Genomic DNA, 22806 nt, shown 5'->3' with positions numbered 1-22806 from the left:
TTTTAGAGAAAATAGCAATCAGGGCGCTGTTTTTGATTATACCCGACAATCCATCAAGTTATTTATTTTTCAGTCCTAACTGGTTCACCATTTCCTCTGCTGTCTTATTAGCAGTTAGTTCCATAATGACTCTAACTTGCTCGCCGACGGAATAGTCTTGTGAGATCAGCGCAATGCCAGCATGAGATTCCTCTCTGCCAAGGAACTCAGTATGTAACTGACAGAAGTCTCCAATATTGTGACTGTACAAAACTCTGTTTTGACTGGCAGCTAGCCGAAGTTGTTCTTCGTCGATTAATCCTTCTGTTTGAGTTTCGTTGACGGTGGTTACATCAACTTGACGTGCTCGTAATCCCCGTAGCAGGGGCTGATCTTGGGAGTCTTCATCTAGGTAAAGCCTAATCTCACTCATGCTTCTTTACCAAAGTTGCTGTACAAAGCTTCAAGACGCTTGGCTTCTGCTGCTTGATTAATCAAATCAGTTTCAATTTCTGCGGTGTTGGCATGATAGTAGGTGAGTGCGGCGTAGACTTCGGCGAGGGTGAGATGTCCGATGCGATCGCAAATATCTTCAGCATTCAATCCTCGCTTGTACCAGGTTACAATCCGGCGAACGGTAACGCCTTTACCGAGGATGTGGGGACATCCACCATGCAGTCCGGGAGTGCGTGTAATGAGCGTACCAATGTCAATAGATACTGCTGTGGTCATAAATTTTATCATTTTAACTATACTATACTCATAATAGATGAAAACCCATAGAGGCGCAGTGGTTATGAACTGGAAAGCACACATTCACTCAAATCCTAAAATTCTGCTTGGCAAGCCTGTAATTAAGGGGACACGAATATCAGTGGAGTTCGTTCTAGGGCTATTTTCAGAAGGTTGGACGCAGCAACAAATTCTAGAAAACTACCCAACGCTTAATGCTGAATCTATACAAGCTGTGTTTGCTTTCGCGGCGGAGTGCCTCAAAGAAGACGTATTTTACACGCCTTTACTCTTTGCTGAGGCAAGTTAATGGGGTTTCTAGCAAATGAAAACTTTCCACCCAGTGACTTAACCATTTCGACAGATGAAACTACCCAACGGAGATAAGGCACTGCTTGGCGACAAGCTTGAGCGATACTCACTAAATATGCAGCATCCCAAAGGAAAAGATAAAGCCATCCTGTTTAGAAATCGATTGGGAATTACACTAGAAAACAAAACTATTTTAGAAGCCGCTATATTAGAATCTGCGGTCAATCAGGAGGCGGAAATTTACAAAACAGACAACTATGGAACCCAGTATGATATCAAATTTTTCATGACCACGGAAACCGGAAGCTCTTGGGTGCTGTCATGTTGGATGATTCGCACCGATGAAGACTTTCCCCGGCTAACTAATACCTATCCTGTCAATAAGTGAGGATACTGTGATGACATTACACGAGTATGATGTTGTTGCCTTGACCGAAGAAATTCACGCAATCCATAAAGCAACCTCTCAGCCAATTTTGCTGCGACCGGGACAAGTTGGCACTATTCTCATGAGCTTTGAGGATCGTGCTTATCTAGTAGATTTTGCGGATGCTCAAGGTAATACCTATGCAATGGAAACCATTCCCTCAGAGAAACTCATGGAACTCGTTTATGAGCCACTTCCTGCCTACGCCTAACCTACGAATAATACTTTACAGAGTATTGAGTTGGAAGTGGCGATCGAGGATTTATATCGCGGTGTGAGTTTGGGGCGATAAAGGAAGTAAGCTATATACAAAGATTTTAAACAATTTTAACTAATGCCAGCATCCGTTGCTTATCTGTTTGACAGAATCACAGTGAATTTAAGACAATGTGGCGATCGTCCCTGCATCCGGGGAATGCGGATTCGAGTCATCGATATCCTAGAGTTGCTAGCTGCGGGTTTGAGTTTTGAGCAAATTATCGAAGAATTACCAGACTTGGAACTTGAGGATCTCAAAGCTGCGCTTCTGTATGCAGTTCGCAAACTCGATCGTCCAGTTTTAGCCACATGACAATTTGGTTAAATGCTCATCGATCGCTGTGTGGATTACTGCCACCTTTGGTGAAATACATCAGCGATCGGCGCTATTTTTCTATTGTATTGGGTATTGTACCGCAACTGCGATACAATTATAAGTTCTATCGACCGCGTTATATAAAACTTGACAGTATATGATAAAATTACGAAACGCGGCGACAGAAAAGATCGTTGGAACCGACATGACAACGACAATGGTTAACCGCTTAGCGTAGCGAATGCGGTTCAACTCGATCCTTATACCGAACCGATATGCCCGTTAAGGTTGTCTGTTTCGAGCAAAGATTAGGCAATCAAAAAAGGTTGGCTTCGTTGTTTAGTTCTGAGAAGTTATTGGCGATCGCAAGACATGAATAATTATTAAGCGCTCAGTGTATAACACATCATTGGAGCGGACAAAATCATAGTATTTTAGTTGGGAGCGAGAGATTTCTTGCCGCTCAATTAAGCCGTTGGGCTGCTTTATATCCCGATGGGAAAAGTACAGCAAGGTTATCCGCAGTTATCACAGATTAATTTACCGTAAGGTTATTTGCAGGGTGTTATTTTGAGGTAATTTCTTTGAAACCCATTCCATCACAGCTTCAGAAAGAATATCTTTCCCGTGGTCCTTTACAGCAGTTTCGGTTTAAGGAAGCAACAGCCTTTCACTGTTTCCGGTGTAGAACCTCAAAAAAAGCAAAGTTAATAACTGTATATGGTCAAGACTGGAATCGGCGCTTATGCAACGGTTGCTATGGTTATTTATTATCAATTTATGAAATTAAGGCTGGGACTGGAGATGATGATGAAAAGGCTGAAGCTTTAGGTAATCTTTTATTCTCATTATTCAATTCAGAACAAGAAGGTGAATTTCAACGCTTATTTAGGATTTCCGAGAAACGAGCGGAATTTTTATCCGCAATTACTCTTCGTTTTTTAGCTACTGCAGAGCATGTTTCAAAGTCTCTGGACAGTGTTGCAAACCTCGATTGGTCACCTGCAACAATCGGTCTTTGTAAAGCTGTTGAAATGGAGGTAGTGGAACGGCTAATCATGCCATTGACTGTACTACGTGGTTCTTCCCTGCTTGATGAGGATGTTAAAGATAAGGACATCGGAAAATTTGCCAAGTTTTGTAGAAATGGGACGGAAAAGCCACCAGAGTTAGGTACGTTTGCTCATTTTCTACAAACTACCATTAATAGTGAAAAGCGGCGTTCAACAAGTGTGCTAATGCAAGAGTTCATTAAACTCCTGCACGATTATCCAAATGCAAATTGGATTCTTGATATCAACGGTTTGTACACTACACTTTTGTTGTTGACGCGAGATTACCGTAATCGAGCAGCACATATTGATGATTTAACAAAACTAGACTACGAAAGCTGCCGCTCATTAGTAATTGGGGATAGTGGTATGTTATGGAAACTAGTTCAAGCTACACAGCGACGTAAATAGCACAGCCCAACACTTCATGGCAGCGGACGGTTGAAAGTTGCTTATGGAGTTGCTGATGTATCTGCCGCCGCTGCATTTTGCCGTTATACCGCTAAATCAGAGTTGGGTTGTGGCTTGAATATATCTATCAAATTCCAACCCAAAGGTGAATGCCATGCAAGCCAAACTTCAAGAACAACTTTCTCCTGCTGATGCCGAAGTCATTTTGAGATGCTTGCCAGAACGAATTAAAGCGGCTCCGATCGCGCGTGCTGCGAAAATTGAATATCCGATCGCAGCGACGATCGCCATTTCGATCGCCAATTTTCTCGACACAGAACCATTAGGTTTAGTAGATTGCCAACCAGGACGCGGGCAGTAAAATCGAGAAGTCCCAGGCGATGAAGTTCGAGATAAGGTGAAAGCCCGATCGCTAAAATGATGAATAGATGTTGCTGCCAAGATAACAATGACCACCATCACCCTCAACCTCTCTCCCGAACTCGAACACCAGATCCGCACTGAAGCATCTCGACAGGGCGTTGAACCCGATCGCTACATCCTCAACGCCCTGCAAGAACGCCTCCAGCCTAGACTTCCAACCACCCAACCTACTGAAGCCGACTTGCTGCAACAAATTAACATCGGCTTTAGTGCACAAACCTGGGAAGAATACCATGCCCTCATCGCCAAGCGTCATGCCGAAACCCTGACTCCCGAAGAACACAAGCAACTGATCCAAATGAGCGATCGCCTTGAACAACTCAATGTTGCCCGCATTCAAGCCTTAATTCAACTCGCAACCTTCCGCAACCAACCTCTGACGGAGCTCATGCAAACCCTCGGCATCAATCCTCATCCCGAGATCGTTGATTATGCCTGAATCCCGCCTCACACAGCAGCAACGACAATTCATTAAACAACGCGCCAATGGTTGCTGCGAGTATTGTCTCAGTCAAGCTAAATTCTCTCCAAATCCCTTCTCCATTGAACACATTATCCCTCGCTCCAAAGGTGGCATCAGTGATTTGGATAATCTGGCGATCGCTTGTCAAGGGTGTAACAATTTCAAATACAGTCATAGTGAGGCGATCGACCCCGTTACAGGTGGCTCCGTCCCACTTTATCATCCTCGACAGGATAACTGGAGCGAACACTTTACTGGGAGCACCGATTCGACTCAAATGTTGGGTTTAACACCGACTGGACGCGCTACCATCGATCGGCTGCAACTCAACCGAGAAGGAGTAGTCAATCTTCGAGGAGTCCTGCATTCTATCGCTCTACATCCACCTCACAATGATTCGTAATTTGAATATCCGATCGCAGCGGTGATCTAAATGGCGATCGCCAGTTTTCTCGACACAGAAGCATTAGGTTTCGTAGATTGCAAACCAGGACGCGGGCAGTAAAACCGAGAAGAGGTGTCAAAGTTTACGGTATACCTCGTTAACGCACCCTACAAGAGCAGCGATCTATCTCTCTACCTCACCTTAAGCTAGAAACAGACAACAGAGAGCCAACCTACGCAAAAGGTTAATATCAATGGTTGCGATCGCCCAAAAAACCCTTTCCTTCGAGGAATTTCTCAACGGGGATGACGAGTATGATTTGCGCTTGCCATTGGATAATCTCCGACCTGTTTGAGTCAAAAACGATCGCCCAAAAACCAGGTTCTGACCGCCGCAATTGCCCAGCTTCTTCTTTTTTATTTAGGCTCCCTCTATATCTATCCTATACAATGCAAGTGGCGATCACTCGATCGGCAGCGAATTCTACACACCCTAGGAAAATGTTTCCCTCCAAATTATTACTTATTTTCCCTGGCTGGTTGCCGTATTAGTTCAGCAAAATCTGCAAATTTTGGGCAAAGTTGCGATGTCACTCAAACGAGTGACACTCATTTGAGGTAACTAGAAAAAGTGACTAGGCAATTGCCTCAAACTTTAGTGAGAATGAGCGCACGGAGGAAAACTCGTCAGCTAGATTTACTAACTGAAGGTAAGGGTGAACTCAAGCTGAAATTAGCGACCACTAAAATTAGCAAAATTCCCCTTATTATAGCCCAACACATTACCGTTTGGGCGTTTGTTAGCAGCCATACTTAACTATTACTAGGAGAAACAATGGACCCAATTCTGTATTGGAATGAAGTCGCACTCGAAGCCAATCGCGTTAGTTTTACTAACGGAAAGAAAGAGCAACCAGGCCCCACTCTAAGTTCTCGCGCTTTGGCGATCGTTCACTTAGCTATGTATGACGCTTATGCACGGGTACAGGGTAATCCAGTCGTTCCAGTTAACTTATCTCCTTATCTTCCTAACTTACCTAGTCCGAAACCCAATGCCTCAGCCAATGCTGCGGTAGCCGCCGCTGCCCACGCTACATTGTCTAGCTTGTATCCCAGTCAAAAATCCTTTTTTAATCTGAAACATACTCAAGCAGGTTTAGAAGGAGACGGCCTACAAGAAGGTCATGAATTTGGTCTTTTGGTAGCTCAAAAAATCTTGGAGAAGCGGCAGGATGATCCTAGCGCTAGCGATGATGGCTATGCTGCATCAGTGGCTCGTGGCGCACACCGTCCCGATCCAGATAATAGCGATCAAGGTTTTCATGCGCCCTTCTATGGCGCACAATCAAGAGGTTTTGCTGTCACTAAGCGTCATGAGTTAGATGCTCCACCTCAGCTAGGGAGTCCTGAGTATATCAACGCCCTGAGACAGGTGCGCGGGAAAGGGATTGCACCTGAATTGATGGGAACTTTGCCTACAGGTATTTCTCCTCGAACTGCAAATGAAACACTCATCGGCATCTACTGGGGCTATGATGGCGCTGTTGAGTTAGGGACACCCCCTCGGTTGTACAACCAGATTGTCCGTGCGGTGGCGATCGCTCAGAATAATACTGTCGATCAAAATGCTCGTCTTTTTGCGTTGGTGAATGCTGCAATGGGAGATGCTGGTGTTTTAGCCTGGGATCAGAAATACATTCACGATTTATGGCGACCTGTCGTCGGCGTTCGGGAAAACGATCCCTCCTTAGGTCCAGCCGCTACTGGTAATAACGTCCTTTCTCGAAATGCTGACCCCGCGTGGTTACCACTAGGGGCACCGAATACGAATTCCACGGGTAAAAACGGTACGCCACCTTTTCCAGCCTATCCTTCTGGACACGCCACGTTCGGTGCAGCCGCGCTGCATATTACCCGACGGTTTTATGGCGTAACTAGCCGCAGCAATGACACCTTGTTTAATGGGATTACCTTTGTCTCTGATGAGTTCAATGGCATTAACCGAGACAATCAGGGAACTGTGCGACCCAAACACGTTCGCAGTTTCCCCGGTGGGCTGTGGCAAATGATTATCGAAAATGGCATCAGTCGTGTCTTTTTAGGGGTGCATTGGGTATTTGATGCTTTTGCTGCAAATGCTACAGGCAATCCCGACCTGTCTCAGAATATTGGTGGTATTCCGCTTGGACTTCAGATTGCTGACGACATCTATGATAGCGGGTTAAATCTATCGAATGTCGGTCCTCGGAATTCAAACTCTTTGCCCTATTAATCCTATCCCTGGCGCGACTTAGAGGGGTTAAGCTTTATATAACAAAGCTTGCCCCTTTACCCGTTTTCTGAGTAAATGGCGATCGCCAGCGATTGTCTAAAATCTTGGTCAAGAGGAGAAGCTATGCGATCGCATATCCAGTAGGCTGTCGGACTTCGGGTGGATGGAAAGCAAGAACAATGTGGTCTTTAGGTACGCCAGAGGCGACGAGTTCACCCGTATAAGCCTCCGCATTCCGCTCCAAATTCCGAATACTCTTGCTCAAACCCTCCCGCAACTGCCGCAACTCGTACCGAGCAAAACTCCGCTAAATCGCTGTTTACCGTTGTGGATGCGACCATTTTTGACGGTTCGGGAAGAGGCACAGGTTGGAAAGGCAGGCATGAGGAGACGAGAAGGAAATAAACTTTACTCCTATATCATCACATCTTGAACACTTGCAAACTTTTCAATGTTTCAATTTCTGGCTGTCAGTGGGAAAGTGGCGATTTGTGTTGGAGATTCTGGCAGAGGGGGGCGCAGACAAAGATAAACTAGCGGCCCTAACAGCGGAACTATAGACACTGCCCAAAAAATGCGATCGTCCGAGAGCCCACGGCGTGCCATGTCGTCTCCCAAAAGTGAGGGAAATATTACAGCCATCAAGCAACAATCCAAATTTATTAAATGCACAAAAGGAATTGATTGCCACTGCCTGACATAATCTCCCTAATCTCCATTTAACAAAGCCCAAGCTAACAGCCAGATAGTAGTTAGTAAAAGTACAATGTCTGTCCAGCGGGAGTCTGATATTTTGATCGACATATCTTTGCGGCCGGAAAATTGTGGCTGGGGCTGGCGGAGAAGTAAGTAGGGAATTAAGCCGATGATGCCGGCGTCGTTGGAAGCGACGAAAGCAGGCCAAGCAGATATATTTTGGGTTTTCTCATCAATGAATAGGAAGCAAGCGTAGACCCTCGGCCACACTCCCATGAGAGCGAATATGGTGACAAGGTAGGGGTTAATTCCTTCTAGCTGCAACTTGAGCATTTTTTCAATAACTGTTAGCGTTCCGGGCCGATCGAGAGGAGCTAGCAGCAAGGTGTAGGCAATAAATGTTGCCCACAGCCACCCCAGAAACAGTTTTGTTTTCATCAGATATAACGAGTAGTGGAACCCGACTAAACTAAATTAGGGTAAAGTAGCGGCCGAGTTAGCGCCGTCTATCTTAGGTGATAAGCAGTTCGATTGGAACAGCCATTGCAAACCCCGTTTTAGTTGTGGGAGCAAAGGCTCTACAGCAGCCGATCATTACTTTAGGCAGACGCAGGAGTCGCGTCAGGAGAGATACATTTTAAAGAATCGGTTGTTTTCATTACACAACCCCTTATTAGAAAAAGAGTTTCAGCGGTGAACTTAATATCAGCAGAGGAACTCAAAGCACTGGTACAACAATCTCCGGGATTGTGCGTATCAATTTATATGCCAGTCGCTCAAGGAACACAAATTCAACAAAATCCGATTCGGTTCAAAAATTTAATTAGAGAGGCTGAAGACAAAATAGTAGAGTACGGATTTGACAAAAAAGAAGCTGCGGAATTCCTAGAGCCTGTCCGAGCAGAAGCAGCGATAAAATTTCGGCTGATTTGAAAAAAGCTGTTTCGGCTGCTTATTTTGGACGGGTCGATCGACTATTTGTTGCTCTTGGCGTTCAACGTTGGGGTAGTTTTAATCCCGATACGAACTCGGTGCAAATCCACCCAGATGCAGAATTGGGCGACGAAGATTTGTTGAATGCGGCAGCAATTCAAACTATTCTCAACGGCGGAACTGTTTACGCGATGCCGCCGGAACAAGTGCCGGAGGAGGCACCTTTAGCTGCTATTTTTCGCTATTAATTTACCAGGTTTAAACCAATGGAATCTAGTTCAATGACAAATTCCGACAAACAAAACCAAAGTAGCAGCGGCGATACCGAACGCTGGGCATCTTTAATAGGTGGCGGGGCGCTGGTGCTTTTTGGTTTGTCGCAGCGTTCTTTGCGAGGTACTTTGCTGGCGGTTGCGGGCGGCGGTTTAGCGGCGCGCGGGCTGGGGGTTGTGGAGGGTTTGCAGTCGGCAGCAGATCCGAATCAAAGCATTAAAGTTGAAAAGACGGTGACGATCGACAAACCGGCTGATGAATTGTACCGTTTATGGCGAAATTTTGAAAATTTGCCTCGGTTTATGAAGCATCTCAAACACGTTACGGTCATCGATGAAAAACGTTCTCACTGGATTGCCAGCGCGCCGATGGGTAACAGTGTGGAATGGGATGCAGAGATTGTCCGCGAAGAAGAAAATCGCTTAATTGCTTGGGCGTCTGTGGAAGGAGCTGATGTTGACAATTCGGGCTTTGTGCGCTTTCAACCGGGACCAGCGGGACGCGGTACAGAGGTAAAAGTTGTCATCGAATACAACCCTCCGGGCGGTGCAATTGGTGCTGGCGCTGCTAAACTATTTGGCGAAGCTCCCGAACAGCAAATTGCCAATGATTTACGTCGCTTTAAGCAGTTGATGGAAACTGGGGAAATAGCGACTACGGAAGGTCAAACTTCGGGCCGCAAGTAAGTAGAGCACTTTTGGTGGTAAGCCCTTGTAGGGACACGGCGAGTGTAGGGACTTAGGCCAAGCCCATAGGTGTTCTACTTAAGCTTTTTGTCCACCAGTCCTCCCGCCCACCCGTTAGTCCGCCAGGGAATGAATTCCCTGTCTCATAGCTAAAGTCCTCTCAAAGAGGACTGAAAAACTCATTAGTCGTCTTCAGACGACTTTAGCTTTGAGGCAGGGGTTTCAACCCCTGTCGGACTATCGGTTGTACGTTAAGTTGACACCTATGGACTTTTGGAGTGTCCCTACGACACGAGCGATCGAGCAGGATGTCCTTGAGTACAAAACGTAGAGTTTGTGCTCTCAAGCTATTTGTTGTTTACCTGATTAGCTGATGTCATCTCAAGTGGTTTTCGGAAATGCGGGCGCTGAAGGTGCAAGTCGGGGCGGTTGGTTTGCGGGTCACTTTATTACTCCTGAAGACGACGCGCGATCGACTTCTGTTTTAGAGGTAAAATGGGGCACTCACCCCGCCGGAGATTGCAGGACTCAGTGGGCGGTAAATGCGGCAGCCACGACGCTTTCTATCCTGGTAAAAGGGCGGTTTCGCCTGCAATTTCCCGAACAAGAAATCTTGCTGTCTCGCGAAGGAGATTATGCTCTCTGGCTGCCGGGAGTGCCTCATTATTGGTCGGCCGAGGAGGATTCGGTAATCGTGACTGTGCGGTGGCCTTCGCTGTCGGGAGATAGTTCTGGCGTTAAGAATTAACTGTAATTTCGGGAACCAAAACGCGGCCGCTATAACCTGCGCGCTGGTAGCGATCGATCGCCTCGGATGCGATAACACCCGCTTTCCCACTCTCCACCAGCGCTACGCAAGCACCGCCAAAACCTCCGCCCGTCAGCCTTGCGCCGAAGACTCCGGGAATTGACTGCAAGATGGCCGCCAGCGTGTCTACTGCCGGCACCGAAACTTCGTAGTCGTCGCGCTGACTGGCATGGGAAGCATTCATTAACTCGCCAAAACGTTTTGCTGGCAAAGATTTTACCGCTTCGAGTACGCGGTTGTTTTCGGTAACGACGTGCCGCGCTCGCTTTCTGAGGGGTTCCGGCAATACTTCTACAGCTTGGGGGTCGGCGATATCCCTGAGAGCTTTAACTCCCAATATCCGCGCGGATTCCTCACACTCGGCGCGTCGCTGGTTGTAGCCGCTTCCTGCTGCGAGTTGGTGGCTTTCGCCACTGTCAATTATTAAAATTTCTGTGTTTGCGGGGAAAGGTATCGGGCGGCATTCGAGGCTGCGGGTGTCGATTAATAGCATGGTGTTGGTGTCTGCTAAACTCGACGCCATTTGATCCATGATGCCACAGTTCAAGCCGGCATATCGGATTTCGACTTGCTGTCCGATTTGAGCTAGGCGCACGTCGTCTAGGGGGAGGTTCAGCAGCGCGCGCAGTCCTCGGAGGGTGGCTATTTCTAAAGCGGCGCTGCTGGACAAACCGGCTCCGATCGGCACAGTCGAGGTAATGTAGAGATTTATTGGTGGTATTTTGTATCCTTCTTTTTCTACAAGTCTCAGGCAGCCACAGATATAACTGACGAATTTTTGCGGTATGGTATCGTCGTCTGAAAAATTTATGAGTTCGTCATATTCTGCTGAATAAACATGGTGTCGATCGTCACTGCTGAAGCCGATTTGTACTGTTGTGCGCTGTGGAATCGCCGTTGGAAGTACAAATCCATCGTTGTAGTCTGTGTGTTCGCCCAGCAGGTTTACTCGACCGGGGGCGCTGGCTGTGGTTTTGGGTAATGTACCAAATACTCGTTGGAATTTCATTTTTGGGGAATTGGTAATTGGTTGTTGGTTATTTGTTATTGGTTATAGCAATCCTAAATCATTTGTAAATTTCTTACTCCCTCCCCTTATCAAGGGGAGGGTTGGGGTGGGGTAAAAAATTTACGACTCCTGCAAAAATTGCTATATTTGTTATTGGTTATTTGGAAAAACTGCTATCCCTGTCTCCGTGACTTAGGTGTTGTGCTGTTGGTAATTGGGAAGAAATAAATTTATTTTTTATCGTTTGTCCTTATTATAGTGCCCAAGTTTTTTGGTTAATTCAACCCCTGTTAACAAAAATAAACATCACCGTAGGTTGGTAAAAGATATTGAGCTGTGATAGAATGACAGGCTAAGATTTCTCCAAAAATTCAAAAAATGCGATCGACCCGACCCCGAAAACAGTTTGCTCAACATTGGCTCAAAAGCGAGAAAGCCTTAGATAAGATTGTGAAAGCAGCTTCTTTGGATCGCGATCGCGTCCTGGAAATTGGGCCGGGTACGGGGATTTTGACTCGGCGTTTGCTGCCTGCGGCTGAGTCTGTTGTTGCTGTGGAGATCGATCGAGATTTGTGTCTCAAGCTAGCCAAACAACTGGGCAAAACCGACAATTTTTTATTGCTGCAAGGCGACATCCTGGAAATGGACTTAGAAGCTGAATTAACGGCTTTTCCCAAATTCCAAAATCCCAATAAAGTTGTTGCCAATATCCCTTATAATATTACCGGCCCGATTCTGCAAAAACTGCTGGGAACAATCTCTGTTCCTGCGGCTAAACCCTTCGATGCGATCGTGCTGTTAGTGCAGAAAGAAGTGGCCCAAAGGCTTTACGCTAAACCGGGTTCGACAGCTTTTGGCGCGCTGTCAGTGCGGGTGCAGTATTTAGCAGAATGCGAGTTAATTTGCGATGTACCGTCTAAAGACTTTTTTCCGCCGCCAAAAGTCGATTCTGCCGTGGTGCGGCTGCTTCCCAGACAGATAGAAACTGCGGCGGTTAATCCGCGCTATTTGGAGAATTTAGTTAAGTTGGGATTTGGTAGCAAGCGCAAGATGCTGCGAAATAATTTGAAAGGGGCTGTGGATTTAGATAAACTCGTTCAAGTGCTAGAAGAGTTACAGATAAATCCTCAATCTCGCGCTGAAGATTTAAGCGTGGCTCAATGGGTCAATTTGAGTAATAATATTATGTGCGAGGTTTGAAGTTCAGGATTGTGTTAGATACCCAAATTATTAAATAATTCCGAGATATGGGTGTTTTTTTAAGTCAGGACTTTTCGCGGTGACTACTAACAGTTGCATTTAGGTTTTATGGGGATTCTTAAAGGTTTATTGCAGGCTCATCGGAATTTTTATAATAAATTCTGCACCTTTCCCCGGTGCAGAAATACAGTGCAATTCGCCTTTATGTCTTATTGTGATAATTTGATAGCCAATCGATAAACCCAATCCCGTGCCTTTACCTACTGGTTTAGTGGTAAAAAATGGATTAAATAACTGGTTCCTCGCCGATTCTGTTATTTCTGGCCCGTTGTTGCTAATTCTGATTTCTACGACTTCACTCTCTAAAATTTGAGTAGAAATTTTGATGAGGTGGCGATCAGCTTCATTGGCTGCAATCGACTCGCTGTGGCTGTCCTCTTCTAAAGCATCAATAGCATTAGCCAGGATATTCATAAACACTTGATTTAGCTGTCCGGGGTAGCACTTTATTCTGGGTAAATTGCCATATTCTTTGATAACTTGAATTTTCTCCAAACCCGGCTTAGCATTCAATCTGCTTTGCAAAATCATCAGTGTGCTGTCAATTCCTTCATGAATGTCGGCTACTTTCATTTCTGCTTCGTCATGGCGCGAAAAAACTCGCAGCGACTTGACAATACCGAGAATGCGCTCGGCCCCGTTTTTCATAGAAATTAATATTTTTGGTAGGTCATAGATAATAAAATCTAAATCTACCGACTGGAGTTTTTCTTTAAGTGTGGGTAGGGGATTCGGATACTGCTCTTGATAGATATTCACCAATTCTAGCAAACTATCGGCATACTCGCGAGCGTGAGTAACATTCGCGTAAATAAAGTTAATCGGATTGTTGATTTCATGAGCCACCCCAGCGACCAATTGCCCCAAAGATGACATTTTTTCGCTATGAATTAGCTTTGATTGAGCCTGCTTCAATTCAGACAAGGCTTGTTCGAGTTGTTGAGTTTGAGACTTTAACTCTGCGGTGCGTTCTTCAACTCGGATTTCTAATTCTTCTTTAGCTTTTTTTAGTGCAGCTTCGGCTAATTGGCGATCGACAATTTCCGATGCTAGGAGTCGGTTTGCCACTTCTAAATGTTGAGTTTGAGACTTTAACTCTGCGGTGCGTTCCTCAACTCGAATTTCTAATTCTTCTTTAGCTTTTTTTAGTGCAGCTTCGGCTAATTGGCGATCGACAATTTCAGCTTCTAGGAGTCGGTTGGCGGATTCTAACTGTGCGGGACTGGGAAGGGCTATGGCTTGAGGGATTAAGTCTACCAAAAGTATGGCTGTAGCAAATGACATAATGGCAGTAATTGCTTTCATTGTTCCTGAAAGCCAATATATAGGATGCCACAGCGTCCAGACTTCAAATATGTGAGTGATCCCGCAGGCGACGATAAAGCCTCCAAACATCGCAAAGATCCAATTAAAGGGCAAATCTTCGCGTTTGGAAATAAAATAAACCAATGTAATCGGGATGGAAAAATAGGCGAGTGCAATGATAGAATCTGAGGCAAGGTGAAGCCAGACTAACGGGGTATGCCAGAGATAGCAGTGGCCGTGAGGAATAAATGGCCCGGAACTAAAAAAAGTTTTCCACATTTCCTGCATAATATTTCCTTTGAGTTGTGAGAAAATGGACTCGGACTGGTGTCAATTAATTGCAACCAGGGGTTTCTTTCACCTGCGGCTTAATCACCTATGCGTTCATATTCTCTGTTAGCTTCAGCAAAAATCAATCTGTATTTGGAAATCATAGGCGATCGCCCCGACGGATTCCACGAACTGGCGATGGTACTTCAAAGCATAGATTTAGCCGATCGAATTGACTTGCGCGCGATCGGTACGGACACGATTCGCGTGCGCTGCGATCACCCGCAAGTCCCTCCTGATAAGAATAACCTGGCCTACCGGGCGGCGGATTTGTTGGCCAAGCAATTCCCCGATGCTTTGGCGAAATACGGCGGAGTCGAGATTGCCATTCACAAGCAGATTCCAGTGGCGGCGGGGCTTGCTGGCGGTTCGGCCAATGCGGCTGCGGTTTTAGTGGGGATGGATTTGCTGTGGCAATTGGGACTTACTCAGTCGGAGTTGCAAGAGTTGGGGGGAACCTTGGGTTCGGATGTGCCTTTTTGCATTGCTGGAGGTACGGCTTTGGCAACTGGTCGCGGAGATCAACTGTCGCCGCTGCCTGATTTGGGTGGCTTTTCTGTGGTGTTGGCGAAGTACCGCAATCTCAGTATTTCTACGGCATGGGCGTATCAAACTTATCGCCAGCAGTTCAGTAGTTCCTATTGTGCAGCGGCAGATTTGGAGTGCCGCCGGCAACGGCTGCATTCGGGCCCGATGGTGGGGGCGATCGCCCAAAAAGATCGATCGAAAATTGGTCAATTGCTGCACAACGATTTAGAAAAAGTTGCTTTGCCCGTTTACCCGCAGGTGTTGCAGTTGCGGGAGGCTTTTGAGTCGGCGGGGGTTTTGGGCACGATGATGTCGGGTTCCGGGCCGACGGTGTTTGCGCTGGCGGAGTCTCCAGAGCAGGCTCAGCAGGTTTTGGAACGGGTTAAGAGTGCGATCGCTTCTCCCGATTTGGATTTTTGGGTAGCACAGTTTAGCAATACTGGGATTCGGATTTTTTCGGAGGAAAATGATGTAAAAGCGCCGATTCCGAGGGTGTAACTCGAAGATGGTGCGATCGCGATCGGCCGTAAAACCTGTCTAACAGGCGAGGGTCAAGATGAATCTAACTTTTCGCAGAGTCTATTGAGATCGAAGAACTGATAATATGTCATGCAAGACCGATTTTAGTTTTGGTAAATTAACCAGAAATCTAAAATCTAAAATCTAAAATCTAAAATCGCCATGACTGATTTAACTAATCCAAATTCTACTTCTAAACCTCTGAGTTCGGCTGGAGAGGCAACCTCTGCATCTTCGACGCAGCCGACGATTTTGCGGTGCGTGATTGGTTCCCTGATCGCGGGCGGGTTTGCGGCGGCTTTGTACGCGCTAACTTTGTCGATCGTCCAAACTTTTGCTAATAAGCCCATTCATTCTGACAATGTAACGGCGATTAATATTGCGGGGGCTGTGCGAACTTTAGTCATGGGAATTGTGGCTTTGGGTGCGGGTGTTTTTGCTTTTGCGTCTTTGGGTTTGATGCTGCTGGCTTTGCAACTTTTGATTCAAAAGTTCGTGAAAAAACCCACAGGTTGAAGTCTACAGGTTGAAACAATGGGGCTACACAAACTCTCCTCCGCAAGGCAAAGACTGCATAGTAAGATCGAAGCAATGGAATTATTTACGATCGGACACTCCAATCTGAGTATTGAAGCGTTTGTTTTGCTGCTGCAACAACACGGGATTACGGCGGTTGCGGACGTGCGATCGCATCCTTTTAGCCGCTATTTACCTCATTTTAATAAATCCGAAATTACAGCTTCTCTGTCAAATGTCGGCATTCAATATGTTTTTTTAGGCCAAGAGTTGGGCGCGAGGCCGGAGGATTTAAGCTGTTACGATACTAGCGGTAAAGCGTTGTACGATCGCATAGCAGCAACTCCTCTATTTTCCGCAGGAATTCAGCGGTTGCTAAAAGGCGCAGCCAATTATAAAATCTGTTTAATGTGTGCGGAAAAAGACCCGATTACTTGTCACCGCACTATTTTAGTTTGCCACAAAGTCAGAGAGTTTAATTTACAAATTAATCACATTCTTTCAGATGGCTATTTAGAATCACACCAGCATTTAGAAGAAAGACTTTTGAGCAAGTTTAACAAAGTTAAAAAAAATAATGAGCCAATTCAGCTAAGCTTGTTTGAATTAGAGCCTCAAGTTAAACAGGAAATAGTAGATTTAAAAACAGCTTATTATCGTCACGGATTGGAAATCGCTTATGTCAGAAAAAAAACAATTAATTAATTTATCAAATATGCCTCTGATGGCGAATTTTGCTAACCCAAAATATTTAAATTCCTGCCCACAACACCTAATTTTTTAGGGTACAATGCGCCCATTACTGCTAGAAGTAGCGCGTCCAACGATTTTTCGCATAAGTCCTGAACAACTCTTGACATCGCATACATTTATAAATTAGGGTACAGCCCTCCGCGCCCACCCTATTTTTATAAATTTTGTTCGAGTTTTAACTCTGTTCATGCTATAATTCTGCGGGACTGTAGCAGGAAGGGGTGCTTTTTGATGAAAGCAGAATTTTATTTTGACTGTCACAAATATATTTGCAGTTTAGTTCAAGTTAATTTTGTCAAAGAATTAAAAATAAAAAATCATCAAGGTTTTGTTTTGGCTGTTAAGCAAGGACAAAAGATTGGACTTTTGGGAAAAAGTCGCCATAATGCTAAACAAGTTGATGTATCTAAGCCACATTTTTATAATGTAATCAAAGCGGCTATGAGCGCTTTGGAATTAGAAACTAAAAATGAGGTGATATTAGAGAGAAATCGAACTCTTGCTGATGCCGAAGAAATGATTCAGCAGCAAAACCGAGAAATTCGCGTTCTCAACGAACAGATTAGAATGCTTGGGACTAGGGTTGAGGAATTGTCAAGGGAAAAGCAGCAGTTATCAATGCAGCTAGTAGAAAAGCCAATCAGAGAAACTGAAATTAGTCAAGAAATTGATGATTTTCCGGCTTTCGAGGAAGATTTAGTGGCGGCGGAAATTGAGCAAGAGATTGGAGAAGTTGAAATTAATGAAAAAATCGAAGAGTTGTCGGTTGAAGCTTCTGACTTAGCGGTGCAGTTACTCGCAAATCAACAGAATTCGGAGGAGATTGAGGAAGAGGAAGAAATCAGCGGGGGCGATGTTGAAATTGTTGATTTAGAAATTATAGAACAAGTAGAAGAAAATCTCAAAAAAGTAGATGTTCAAGGAGGCGAAAGTGAAATCAAACGACTGCCTAAAAGACCTTCCAGCAGAAAAATGAGAAAGAAATCTTAATGCTTTAGTTATATAGCAATCCTCGCATCATTGGTGAATTTATTACGGACTCCCAGCGGGTTCGGGGAGGGTTGGGGTTGGGCAAAGACTCCTGCAAGGATTGCTATAGAATCGCTTTTAATCCATAAGAGCGCCCTTAAATACTGTTTGCAATACAAAGACCTATTCCCTGAATAATTGAGCAAAGCGCTTTAACACCTTCAGGACAGTGTACAACCCATCCTCGCTCCGCAGCGTGAAAGAATACGACTCCGCATACTTAGGTGTTCCTTGATTTGTCACTTTCAGGAAAATAAAATCAATCCCATTTGTGACAAATCCCAAAGCAGGTTTGTCAGGATGAGGATTTCCCAGCATATATGCTAAAGCTTGCGGAATTCCGGCTTCTAGCGAGTATTGTGCCTTCTTTGCCTCAATTACCAATACCCAAAAATCTGGGGTAAATACCAGTAAATCAAGCCGTCCTCTGACAATTGTTCCCTCATCTTCAGATTCAATTATCACCTCTTTTTCAGCACTTAAGTAAAAGGGAGCGCGATAAAAACCTGCTAGTCTTAGCAGGGGAGCAAGCACAACCAACTTGACGACAGGTTCTAAGATTTCATACTCGGACAAGTGAATGTAGTCACCCTTGACTTCATCTAGAGTTTGCTTTTCCAAGTCTGTCAGTTCTGGTAAATCGTCTTGCCACTCGCGAAAAAACTGAGCATCGTCAGTGCGCTGCAATCTAAACTTTTCTATTAAGTCGCGCCTCTTGACATTTTGGGCTTGAATTGTTTCCACCATGATTTTATCTCCTTGCTTTTTATTTAATTATATAAATTTGCAGGTTCATCTTTCGATTCCTCTCTTTTGCTTATGCAAGCCAACAATGTAAAACACTATTAGCCTAGCATAATCAGACCCAATTTTTCTCATTTATCAAGTAGTGCGGTATCTAGAATCTATCTACCGACATGAGGAAAGCTACAGGCATACAAATATAAACATTTTCTCCCATTTTTTCGGTGAGCAATAACCCAAATAATTCGTCAAATTCATTGACATCTGCTAAGATATTATCAAAATTTTCTAAAAGTTAGTCCGGGTAAATGCAGTAGATTCCTCCTTCATATTCATAATGTTTTTATTCGTCAGCAAAGAATTGTGACGGTTGGAGTTCTGCCATCAGATAATCTAGCTTGTGAAACTCTGCTTCCAAAATTATCGCGGCGATATCTTCCCCGTCTTGCTGTAAGAGAATTCGATCGCCCTTTAACATCACTCGTTTAATTATTTCGATCGCATTTTCGCCAAAGTCCTCAACAGTTAAGCGAAAAAATACCTCACAACTCGCCCGTTTTTCCCCCCGCAGCCTCACCCACAACAGAATTTTGACAATTATCCGGGGCGATCGGTAAAATTACAGGTACGATCGAACTATTGTCAGCAGTATTAAATCCTTCAGTAATTAGTCGTTCCCCAACAGTCACATAATTGTTGACAATATTGCACAATAGATAAAATTGTAAATATATAGCACCGGCGTTTTTTTGACCGCTTATGAATAGCAGATTCCTCGATCGACTTCACCACCCCTCACGCCCCATCATCGTCTTCGACGGCGCGATGGGAACCAACCTGCAAGTCCAAAACCTCACCGCAGAAGACTTCGGCGGCAAAGAATACGAAGGCTGCAACGAATATCTCGTCCACACCAAACCCGAAGCCGTCGCCAACGTGCACCGGGGATTCCTCGAAGCAGGGGCCGATGTCATCGAAACAGACACCTTTGGCGCGGCTTCCATCGTTCTCGCCGAGTACGATTTGGCAGACAAAGCATATTATCTCAACAAAACTGCCGCCGAACTCGCCAAGGGTATCGCCGCCGAATTTTCCACGCCAGAAAAACCTAGATTTGTCGCAGGATCGATCGGGCCAGGCACCAAATTGCCAACATTAGGGCACATCGATTTTGACACACTCACCGCCGCTTTTGCCGAACAAGCAGAAGGACTTTATGACGGCGGCGTTGACTTATTTATTGTCGAAACTTGTCAAGATGTGCTGCAAATTAAATCAGCATTAAATGCCATTGAAGAAGTATTTAAGAAAAAAGGTGCGCGCATTCCGTTAATGGTATCAGTCACAATGGAAGCCACCGGCACAATGTTAGTCGGTTCCGACATTAGCGCCGCCCTAGCCATTTTGCAGCCGTACCCGATCGACATTTTAGGCCTCAACTGCGCCACCGGGCCCGATCGCATGGCCGAACACGTCAAATACCTTTCCGAACATTCGCCCTTCGTCGTTTCCTGCGTTCCCAACGCCGGTTTACCCGAAAACATCGGCGGTCACGCGCACTACAAACTCACGCCAATAGAATTAAAAATGGCCTTGATGCGCTTTGTCGAAGACTTAGGCGTGCAAGTCATCGGTGGCTGCTGCGGCACCCGCTACGATCACATCCGCGAACTATCAGAAATTGGCAAAACTCTTAAACCCAAAATCCGCGAAATTACTTGGGAACCATCCGCCGCCTCAATTTATAGCGCCCAACCCTACGAACAAGAGAATTCCTTCTTAATTGTCGGCGAAAGACTCAACGCCAGCGGTTCCAAAAAATGCCGCGATTTGCTAAACGCCGAAGACTGGGACGGTTTAGTAGCAATGGCCAGGGAACAAGTGCGAGAAGGCGCGCACATTCTCGATGTCAACGTTGATTATGTCGGCCGCGACGGCGTGCGCGACATGAAAGAATTAGTTTCCCGCGTTGTGACTAATGCCACTCTCCCTTTAATGCTGGATTCCACAGAATGGGAAAAGATGGAAGCCGGCTTAAAAGTTGCGGGCGGCAAATGCTTGTTGAATTCCACTAACTACGAAGACGGAGAACCGCGTTTTTATCAAGTTTTGGAGTTGGCGAAAAAATACGGCGCGGGCATAGTTATCGGGACAATTGACGAAGACGGGATGGCCAGAACTGCTGACCAAAAATTTGCGATCGCCCAACGCGCCTATAACGCCGCCGTCGCCTACGGAATTCCCGCCGAGGAAATCTTCTTTGACACCCTAGCATTGCCAATTTCTACCGGGATTGAAGAAGACAGAAAAAACGGCAAAGCTACCATCGAATCCATCCGTCGCATCCGCCAAGAATTGCCTGGATGTCACGTAATTTTAGGAGTTTCTAACATTTCCTTCGGTTTGAATCCGGCGGCGCGGCAAGTTTTGAATTCCATGTTTTTGCACGAAGCAATGCAAGCGGGGATGGACTCGGCAATTGTCAGCGCTAATAAGATTTTGCCCCTGGCCAAAATCGACCCCAAACACCAAGAAATCTGCCGTAAACTCATTTACGACGAACGCGAGTTTGACGGCGATATTTGCGTTTACGACCCCTTGGGCGACCTGACAACGGTGTTTGCGGGCAAAACTACCAAGCGCGATCGTACAGAAGACGCAAGCCTCCCGGTAGAAGAACGTCTTAAGCAGCACATCATCGACGGCGAACGCATTGGGATCGACATCCAACTCGCCAAAGCATTAGAAACCTATCCGCCCCTCCACATTATCAATACTTTCCTATTAGACGGGATGAAAGTAGTCGGAGAATTGTTCGGTTCTGGACAAATGCAACTGCCATTTGTATTGCAGTCAGCAGAAACAATGAAAGCGGCAGTTGCCTATTTAGAACCGTACATGGAAAAGTCCGAATCCGGCGACAACGCCAAAGGAACATTCATCATCGCTACTGTCAAAGGCGACGTTCACGACATCGGCAAAAACTTAGTTGATATTATCCTATCAAACAACGGCTACCGAGTGATTAACTTGGGTATTAAACAGTCGGTTGACAATATCATCGAAGCCTACGAAAAGCACAAAGCCGACTGTATTGCCATGAGTGGCTTGTTGGTAAAATCCACCGCGTTCATGAAAGAAAATCTGGAAGTCTTTAACCAGAAAGGAATTACCGTTCCGGTAATTTTGGGCGGCGCAGCTTTGACTCCCAAGTTTGTACATGAAGACTGTCAAAATACCTACAAAGGTAAAGTCGTTTATGGCAAAGATGCGTTTTCCGACTTGCACTTTATGGACAAACTCATGCCAGCAAAATCGGCGGGTAAATGGGAAGATTTGCAAGGATTTTTAGATGAAATAGGGCATGATAATGGGGCGGTTAAAGAAGCTAAAACTTCGGCAGAAACTTCTGTAGAAGATGCGAAGAAAGCAGACACTCCTGTGGTGATAGATACCAGGCGATCCGAAGCAGTTGCAGCAGATATCGATCGCCCGAATCCTCCTTTCTGGGGAACGAAACTCTTGCAGGGAGAAGACATCCCCTTTGAAGAGATTTTCTGGCACTTAGATTTGCAAGCCTTAGTTGCCGGTCAGTGGCAGTTCCGCAAGCCAAAAGACCAATCGCGGGAAGAATACGACGCTTTCTTAGCTGAGACAGTTTATCCGAAATTGGAGGAATGGAAACACAAAATAATCACTGAGAAGCTGTTGCATCCCCAAGCCATTTACGGGTATTTTCCCTGTCAAGCTGAAGGCAATTCTTTGTATGTGTATCAGCCCGAAATCATGGATGGCGGGCAAGATGTATCGACACCCGCTGCAACATTGACATTTCCCCGCCAAAAATCGGCGCGACGGCTGTGCATTGCCGACTTCTTTGCGCCTAAAGAATCGGGTAAAATCGATGTATTTCCGATGCAAGTAGCGACAGTGGGAGAAATTGCTACAGAGTACGCGCAAAAGCTATTTGCTAACAATCAATATACCGACTATCTCTACTTTCACGGGTTAGCGGTACAGACAGCGGAAGCAATAGCAGAATGGACTCACGCGCGAATTCGTCGCGAATTGGGATTTGGTAGCGAAGAACCGGACAACATTCGCGATATGCTAGCGCAAAGATATCGCGGTTCGCGGTACAGTTTCGGCTATCCTGCTTGTCCGAATATGGCGGATCAGTACAAGCAACTGGAATTGTTAAAGTGCGATCGTATCAACCTCTACATGGATGAAAGCGAACAACTGTATCCGGAACAATCAACAACCGCAATTATCACCTATCACCCAGCAGCCAAATACTTCAGCGCTTAATTTATAGGGTGCGCCTCGCACTTCTTTCTCTCGTTTTTCTCGTTATTATACTCGTTCCCCGGTAGAACCTGGGAACG

30 protein-coding genes are annotated in these 22806 nt (G+C 45.5%); 20 read left to right on the top strand and 10 right to left on the bottom strand.

Going from position 1 to position 22806, the window contains the following annotated elements:
• Positions 1-58: 58 nt before the first annotated feature.
• A complete protein-coding gene (locus QUA74_RS04875; protein ID WP_333325571.1) occupies positions 59-412 on the bottom strand; it encodes a DUF5615 family PIN-like protein in 354 nt (117 codons plus the stop codon).
• Complete coding sequence (locus tag QUA74_RS04870; RefSeq protein ID WP_333325569.1) at positions 409-711, bottom strand: DUF433 domain-containing protein; 303 nt, start codon at positions 709-711, stop codon at positions 409-411. Before QUA74_RS04870 ends, QUA74_RS04875 begins: the two co-directional genes overlap by 4 nt.
• Before the next feature lie 64 nt (positions 712-775).
• Here QUA74_RS04870 and QUA74_RS04865 point away from each other — a divergent pair, with 64 nt between their 5' ends.
• The 10 genes from QUA74_RS04865 (at position 776) to QUA74_RS04820 (ending at position 7029) form a co-directional block, all read left to right on the top strand.
• Positions 776-1021, top strand: coding sequence for a DUF433 domain-containing protein (locus QUA74_RS04865; RefSeq protein ID WP_333325567.1), 246 nt, complete (start codon positions 776-778; stop codon positions 1019-1021).
• 54 nt (positions 1022-1075) lie between these two features.
• Positions 1076-1411 carry a DUF6883 domain-containing protein gene (locus QUA74_RS04860; protein ID WP_015174268.1) on the top strand — a complete coding sequence of 112 codons (336 nt, stop codon included), beginning with the start codon at positions 1076-1078 and terminating at the stop codon, positions 1409-1411.
• Between the two features lie 10 nt (positions 1412-1421).
• The gene (locus QUA74_RS04855; RefSeq protein ID WP_015174269.1) at positions 1422-1661 is read left to right on the top strand and encodes a DUF4926 domain-containing protein; all 240 of its coding nucleotides are present in this window, start codon (positions 1422-1424) and stop codon (positions 1659-1661) included.
• Positions 1662-1784: 123 nt separating this feature from the next.
• Positions 1785-2021: a DUF433 domain-containing protein gene (locus QUA74_RS04850; RefSeq protein ID WP_333325559.1), complete on the top strand. Its 237-nt coding sequence runs from the start codon at positions 1785-1787 to the stop codon at positions 2019-2021.
• Positions 2018-2185, top strand: a complete 168-nt coding sequence (locus QUA74_RS04845) for a hypothetical protein (RefSeq protein WP_333325558.1) — start codon at positions 2018-2020, stop codon at positions 2183-2185. The genes QUA74_RS04850 and QUA74_RS04845 overlap by 4 nt, the downstream gene beginning before the upstream one ends.
• A gap of 423 nt (positions 2186-2608) precedes the next feature.
• Positions 2609-3487 (top strand): hypothetical protein, encoded by an 879-nt coding sequence (locus tag QUA74_RS04840; RefSeq protein WP_333325556.1) that lies wholly within the window; start codon positions 2609-2611, stop codon positions 3485-3487.
• Positions 3488-3641: 154 nt separating this feature from the next.
• Positions 3642-3848 (top strand): hypothetical protein, encoded by a 207-nt coding sequence (locus QUA74_RS04835; protein ID WP_333325553.1) that lies wholly within the window; start codon positions 3642-3644, stop codon positions 3846-3848.
• An 87-nt stretch (positions 3849-3935) separates the two neighbouring features.
• A complete protein-coding gene (locus tag QUA74_RS04830) occupies positions 3936-4349 on the top strand; it encodes a hypothetical protein (RefSeq protein ID WP_333245659.1) in 414 nt (137 codons plus the stop codon).
• Positions 4342-4776, top strand: coding sequence for an HNH endonuclease (locus QUA74_RS04825; protein ID WP_333325550.1), 435 nt, complete (start codon positions 4342-4344; stop codon positions 4774-4776). The genes QUA74_RS04830 and QUA74_RS04825 overlap by 8 nt, the downstream gene beginning before the upstream one ends.
• Positions 4777-5592: 816 nt before the next feature.
• Positions 5593-7029, top strand: a complete 1437-nt coding sequence (locus QUA74_RS04820) for a phosphatase PAP2 family protein (RefSeq protein WP_333325547.1) — start codon at positions 5593-5595, stop codon at positions 7027-7029.
• 121 nt (positions 7030-7150) lie between these two features.
• Here the strand turns inward: QUA74_RS04820 and QUA74_RS04815 are convergent, their stop codons facing one another.
• The 3 genes from QUA74_RS04815 to QUA74_RS04805 all read right to left on the bottom strand — a co-directional run bounded on the left by QUA74_RS04815 (position 7151) and on the right by QUA74_RS04805 (position 8163).
• Positions 7151-7294: an element excision factor XisI family protein gene (locus QUA74_RS04815; protein ID WP_445302123.1), complete on the bottom strand. Its 144-nt coding sequence runs from the start codon at positions 7292-7294 to the stop codon at positions 7151-7153.
• Positions 7295-7485: 191 nt separating this feature from the next.
• A complete protein-coding gene (locus tag QUA74_RS04810) occupies positions 7486-7635 on the bottom strand; it encodes a hypothetical protein (protein WP_333325544.1) in 150 nt (49 codons plus the stop codon).
• Positions 7636-7737: 102 nt separating this feature from the next.
• Positions 7738-8163: a hypothetical protein gene (locus tag QUA74_RS04805; RefSeq protein ID WP_333325541.1), complete on the bottom strand. Its 426-nt coding sequence runs from the start codon at positions 8161-8163 to the stop codon at positions 7738-7740.
• Between the two features lie 255 nt (positions 8164-8418).
• Between QUA74_RS04805 and QUA74_RS04800 the strand changes: the two genes are divergently transcribed.
• The 4 genes from QUA74_RS04800 to QUA74_RS04785 all read left to right on the top strand — a co-directional run bounded on the left by QUA74_RS04800 (position 8419) and on the right by QUA74_RS04785 (position 10365).
• Positions 8419-8658 (top strand): hypothetical protein, encoded by a 240-nt coding sequence (locus QUA74_RS04800; RefSeq protein WP_333325539.1) that lies wholly within the window; start codon positions 8419-8421, stop codon positions 8656-8658.
• Positions 8655-8906 carry a hypothetical protein gene (locus tag QUA74_RS04795; RefSeq protein WP_333325536.1) on the top strand — a complete coding sequence of 84 codons (252 nt, stop codon included), beginning with the start codon at positions 8655-8657 and terminating at the stop codon, positions 8904-8906. Before QUA74_RS04800 ends, QUA74_RS04795 begins: the two co-directional genes overlap by 4 nt.
• 18 nt (positions 8907-8924) lie before the next feature.
• Entirely contained in the window at positions 8925-9617 is a 693-nt protein-coding gene (locus tag QUA74_RS04790) for an SRPBCC family protein (protein WP_333325534.1), read from the top strand.
• Positions 9618-9990: 373 nt separating this feature from the next.
• Complete coding sequence (locus QUA74_RS04785) at positions 9991-10365, top strand: signal peptidase I (protein ID WP_333325531.1); 375 nt, start codon at positions 9991-9993, stop codon at positions 10363-10365.
• Here the strand turns inward: QUA74_RS04785 and galK are convergent.
• A complete protein-coding gene (galK, locus tag QUA74_RS04780; protein WP_333325528.1) occupies positions 10355-11434 on the bottom strand; it encodes a galactokinase in 1080 nt (359 codons plus the stop codon). The two genes, QUA74_RS04785 and galK, sit on opposite strands and share 11 nt — an antisense overlap.
• A 378-nt stretch (positions 11435-11812) precedes the next feature.
• On the opposite strand from galK, the gene rsmA reads away from it, so the two are divergent.
• Positions 11813-12634 (top strand): 16S rRNA (adenine(1518)-N(6)/adenine(1519)-N(6))-dimethyltransferase RsmA, encoded by an 822-nt coding sequence (rsmA, locus tag QUA74_RS04775; RefSeq protein ID WP_333325526.1) that lies wholly within the window; start codon positions 11813-11815, stop codon positions 12632-12634.
• 126 nt (positions 12635-12760) lie between these two features.
• Here rsmA and QUA74_RS04770 read toward each other — a convergent pair whose 3' ends face one another.
• The gene (locus QUA74_RS04770) at positions 12761-14287 is read right to left on the bottom strand and encodes an ATP-binding protein (protein ID WP_333325524.1); all 1527 of its coding nucleotides are present in this window, start codon (positions 14285-14287) and stop codon (positions 12761-12763) included.
• Positions 14288-14377: 90 nt separating this feature from the next.
• Between QUA74_RS04770 and ispE the strand changes: the two genes are divergently transcribed.
• From ispE to QUA74_RS04750, 4 genes are all read left to right on the top strand, one after another.
• Positions 14378-15355 (top strand): 4-(cytidine 5'-diphospho)-2-C-methyl-D-erythritol kinase, encoded by a 978-nt coding sequence (gene ispE / locus QUA74_RS04765; RefSeq protein ID WP_333325521.1) that lies wholly within the window; start codon positions 14378-14380, stop codon positions 15353-15355.
• 183 nt (positions 15356-15538) lie between these two features.
• Positions 15539-15892 (top strand): DUF3082 domain-containing protein, encoded by a 354-nt coding sequence (locus tag QUA74_RS04760; RefSeq protein WP_333325519.1) that lies wholly within the window; start codon positions 15539-15541, stop codon positions 15890-15892.
• A gap of 75 nt (positions 15893-15967) precedes the next feature.
• The gene (locus QUA74_RS04755) at positions 15968-16597 is read left to right on the top strand and encodes a DUF488 domain-containing protein (protein WP_333325516.1); all 630 of its coding nucleotides are present in this window, start codon (positions 15968-15970) and stop codon (positions 16595-16597) included.
• Positions 16598-16876: 279 nt separating this feature from the next.
• The gene (locus tag QUA74_RS04750) at positions 16877-17635 is read left to right on the top strand and encodes a hypothetical protein (protein WP_333325513.1); all 759 of its coding nucleotides are present in this window, start codon (positions 16877-16879) and stop codon (positions 17633-17635) included.
• Positions 17636-17797: 162 nt separating this feature from the next.
• Here QUA74_RS04750 and QUA74_RS04745 read toward each other — a convergent pair whose 3' ends face one another.
• The 3 genes from QUA74_RS04745 to QUA74_RS04735 all read right to left on the bottom strand — a co-directional run bounded on the left by QUA74_RS04745 (position 17798) and on the right by QUA74_RS04735 (position 19131).
• A complete protein-coding gene (locus QUA74_RS04745) occupies positions 17798-18421 on the bottom strand; it encodes a type I restriction endonuclease (RefSeq protein WP_333325510.1) in 624 nt (207 codons plus the stop codon).
• A gap of 340 nt (positions 18422-18761) precedes the next feature.
• Positions 18762-18995, bottom strand: coding sequence for a hypothetical protein (locus tag QUA74_RS04740; protein WP_333325508.1), 234 nt, complete (start codon positions 18993-18995; stop codon positions 18762-18764).
• Positions 18961-19131, bottom strand: coding sequence for a hypothetical protein (locus QUA74_RS04735; RefSeq protein ID WP_333325505.1), 171 nt, complete (start codon positions 19129-19131; stop codon positions 18961-18963). The genes QUA74_RS04740 and QUA74_RS04735 overlap by 35 nt, the downstream gene beginning before the upstream one ends.
• Positions 19132-19177: 46 nt before the next feature.
• Here QUA74_RS04735 and metH point away from each other — a divergent pair, with 46 nt between their 5' ends.
• Positions 19178-22729, top strand: a complete 3552-nt coding sequence (metH, locus tag QUA74_RS04730) for a methionine synthase (protein WP_333325503.1) — start codon at positions 19178-19180, stop codon at positions 22727-22729.
• Positions 22730-22806: the final 77 nt, after the last annotated feature.

It is taken from the genome of Microcoleus sp. LAD1_D3 (assembly GCF_036702135.1).
Taxonomy (GTDB): Bacteria; Cyanobacteriota; Cyanobacteriia; order Cyanobacteriales; family Microcoleaceae; genus Microcoleus.
The sequence above is the reverse complement of the archived record's forward strand: the minus strand, read 5'-3'. Positions and strand labels throughout refer to the sequence as shown.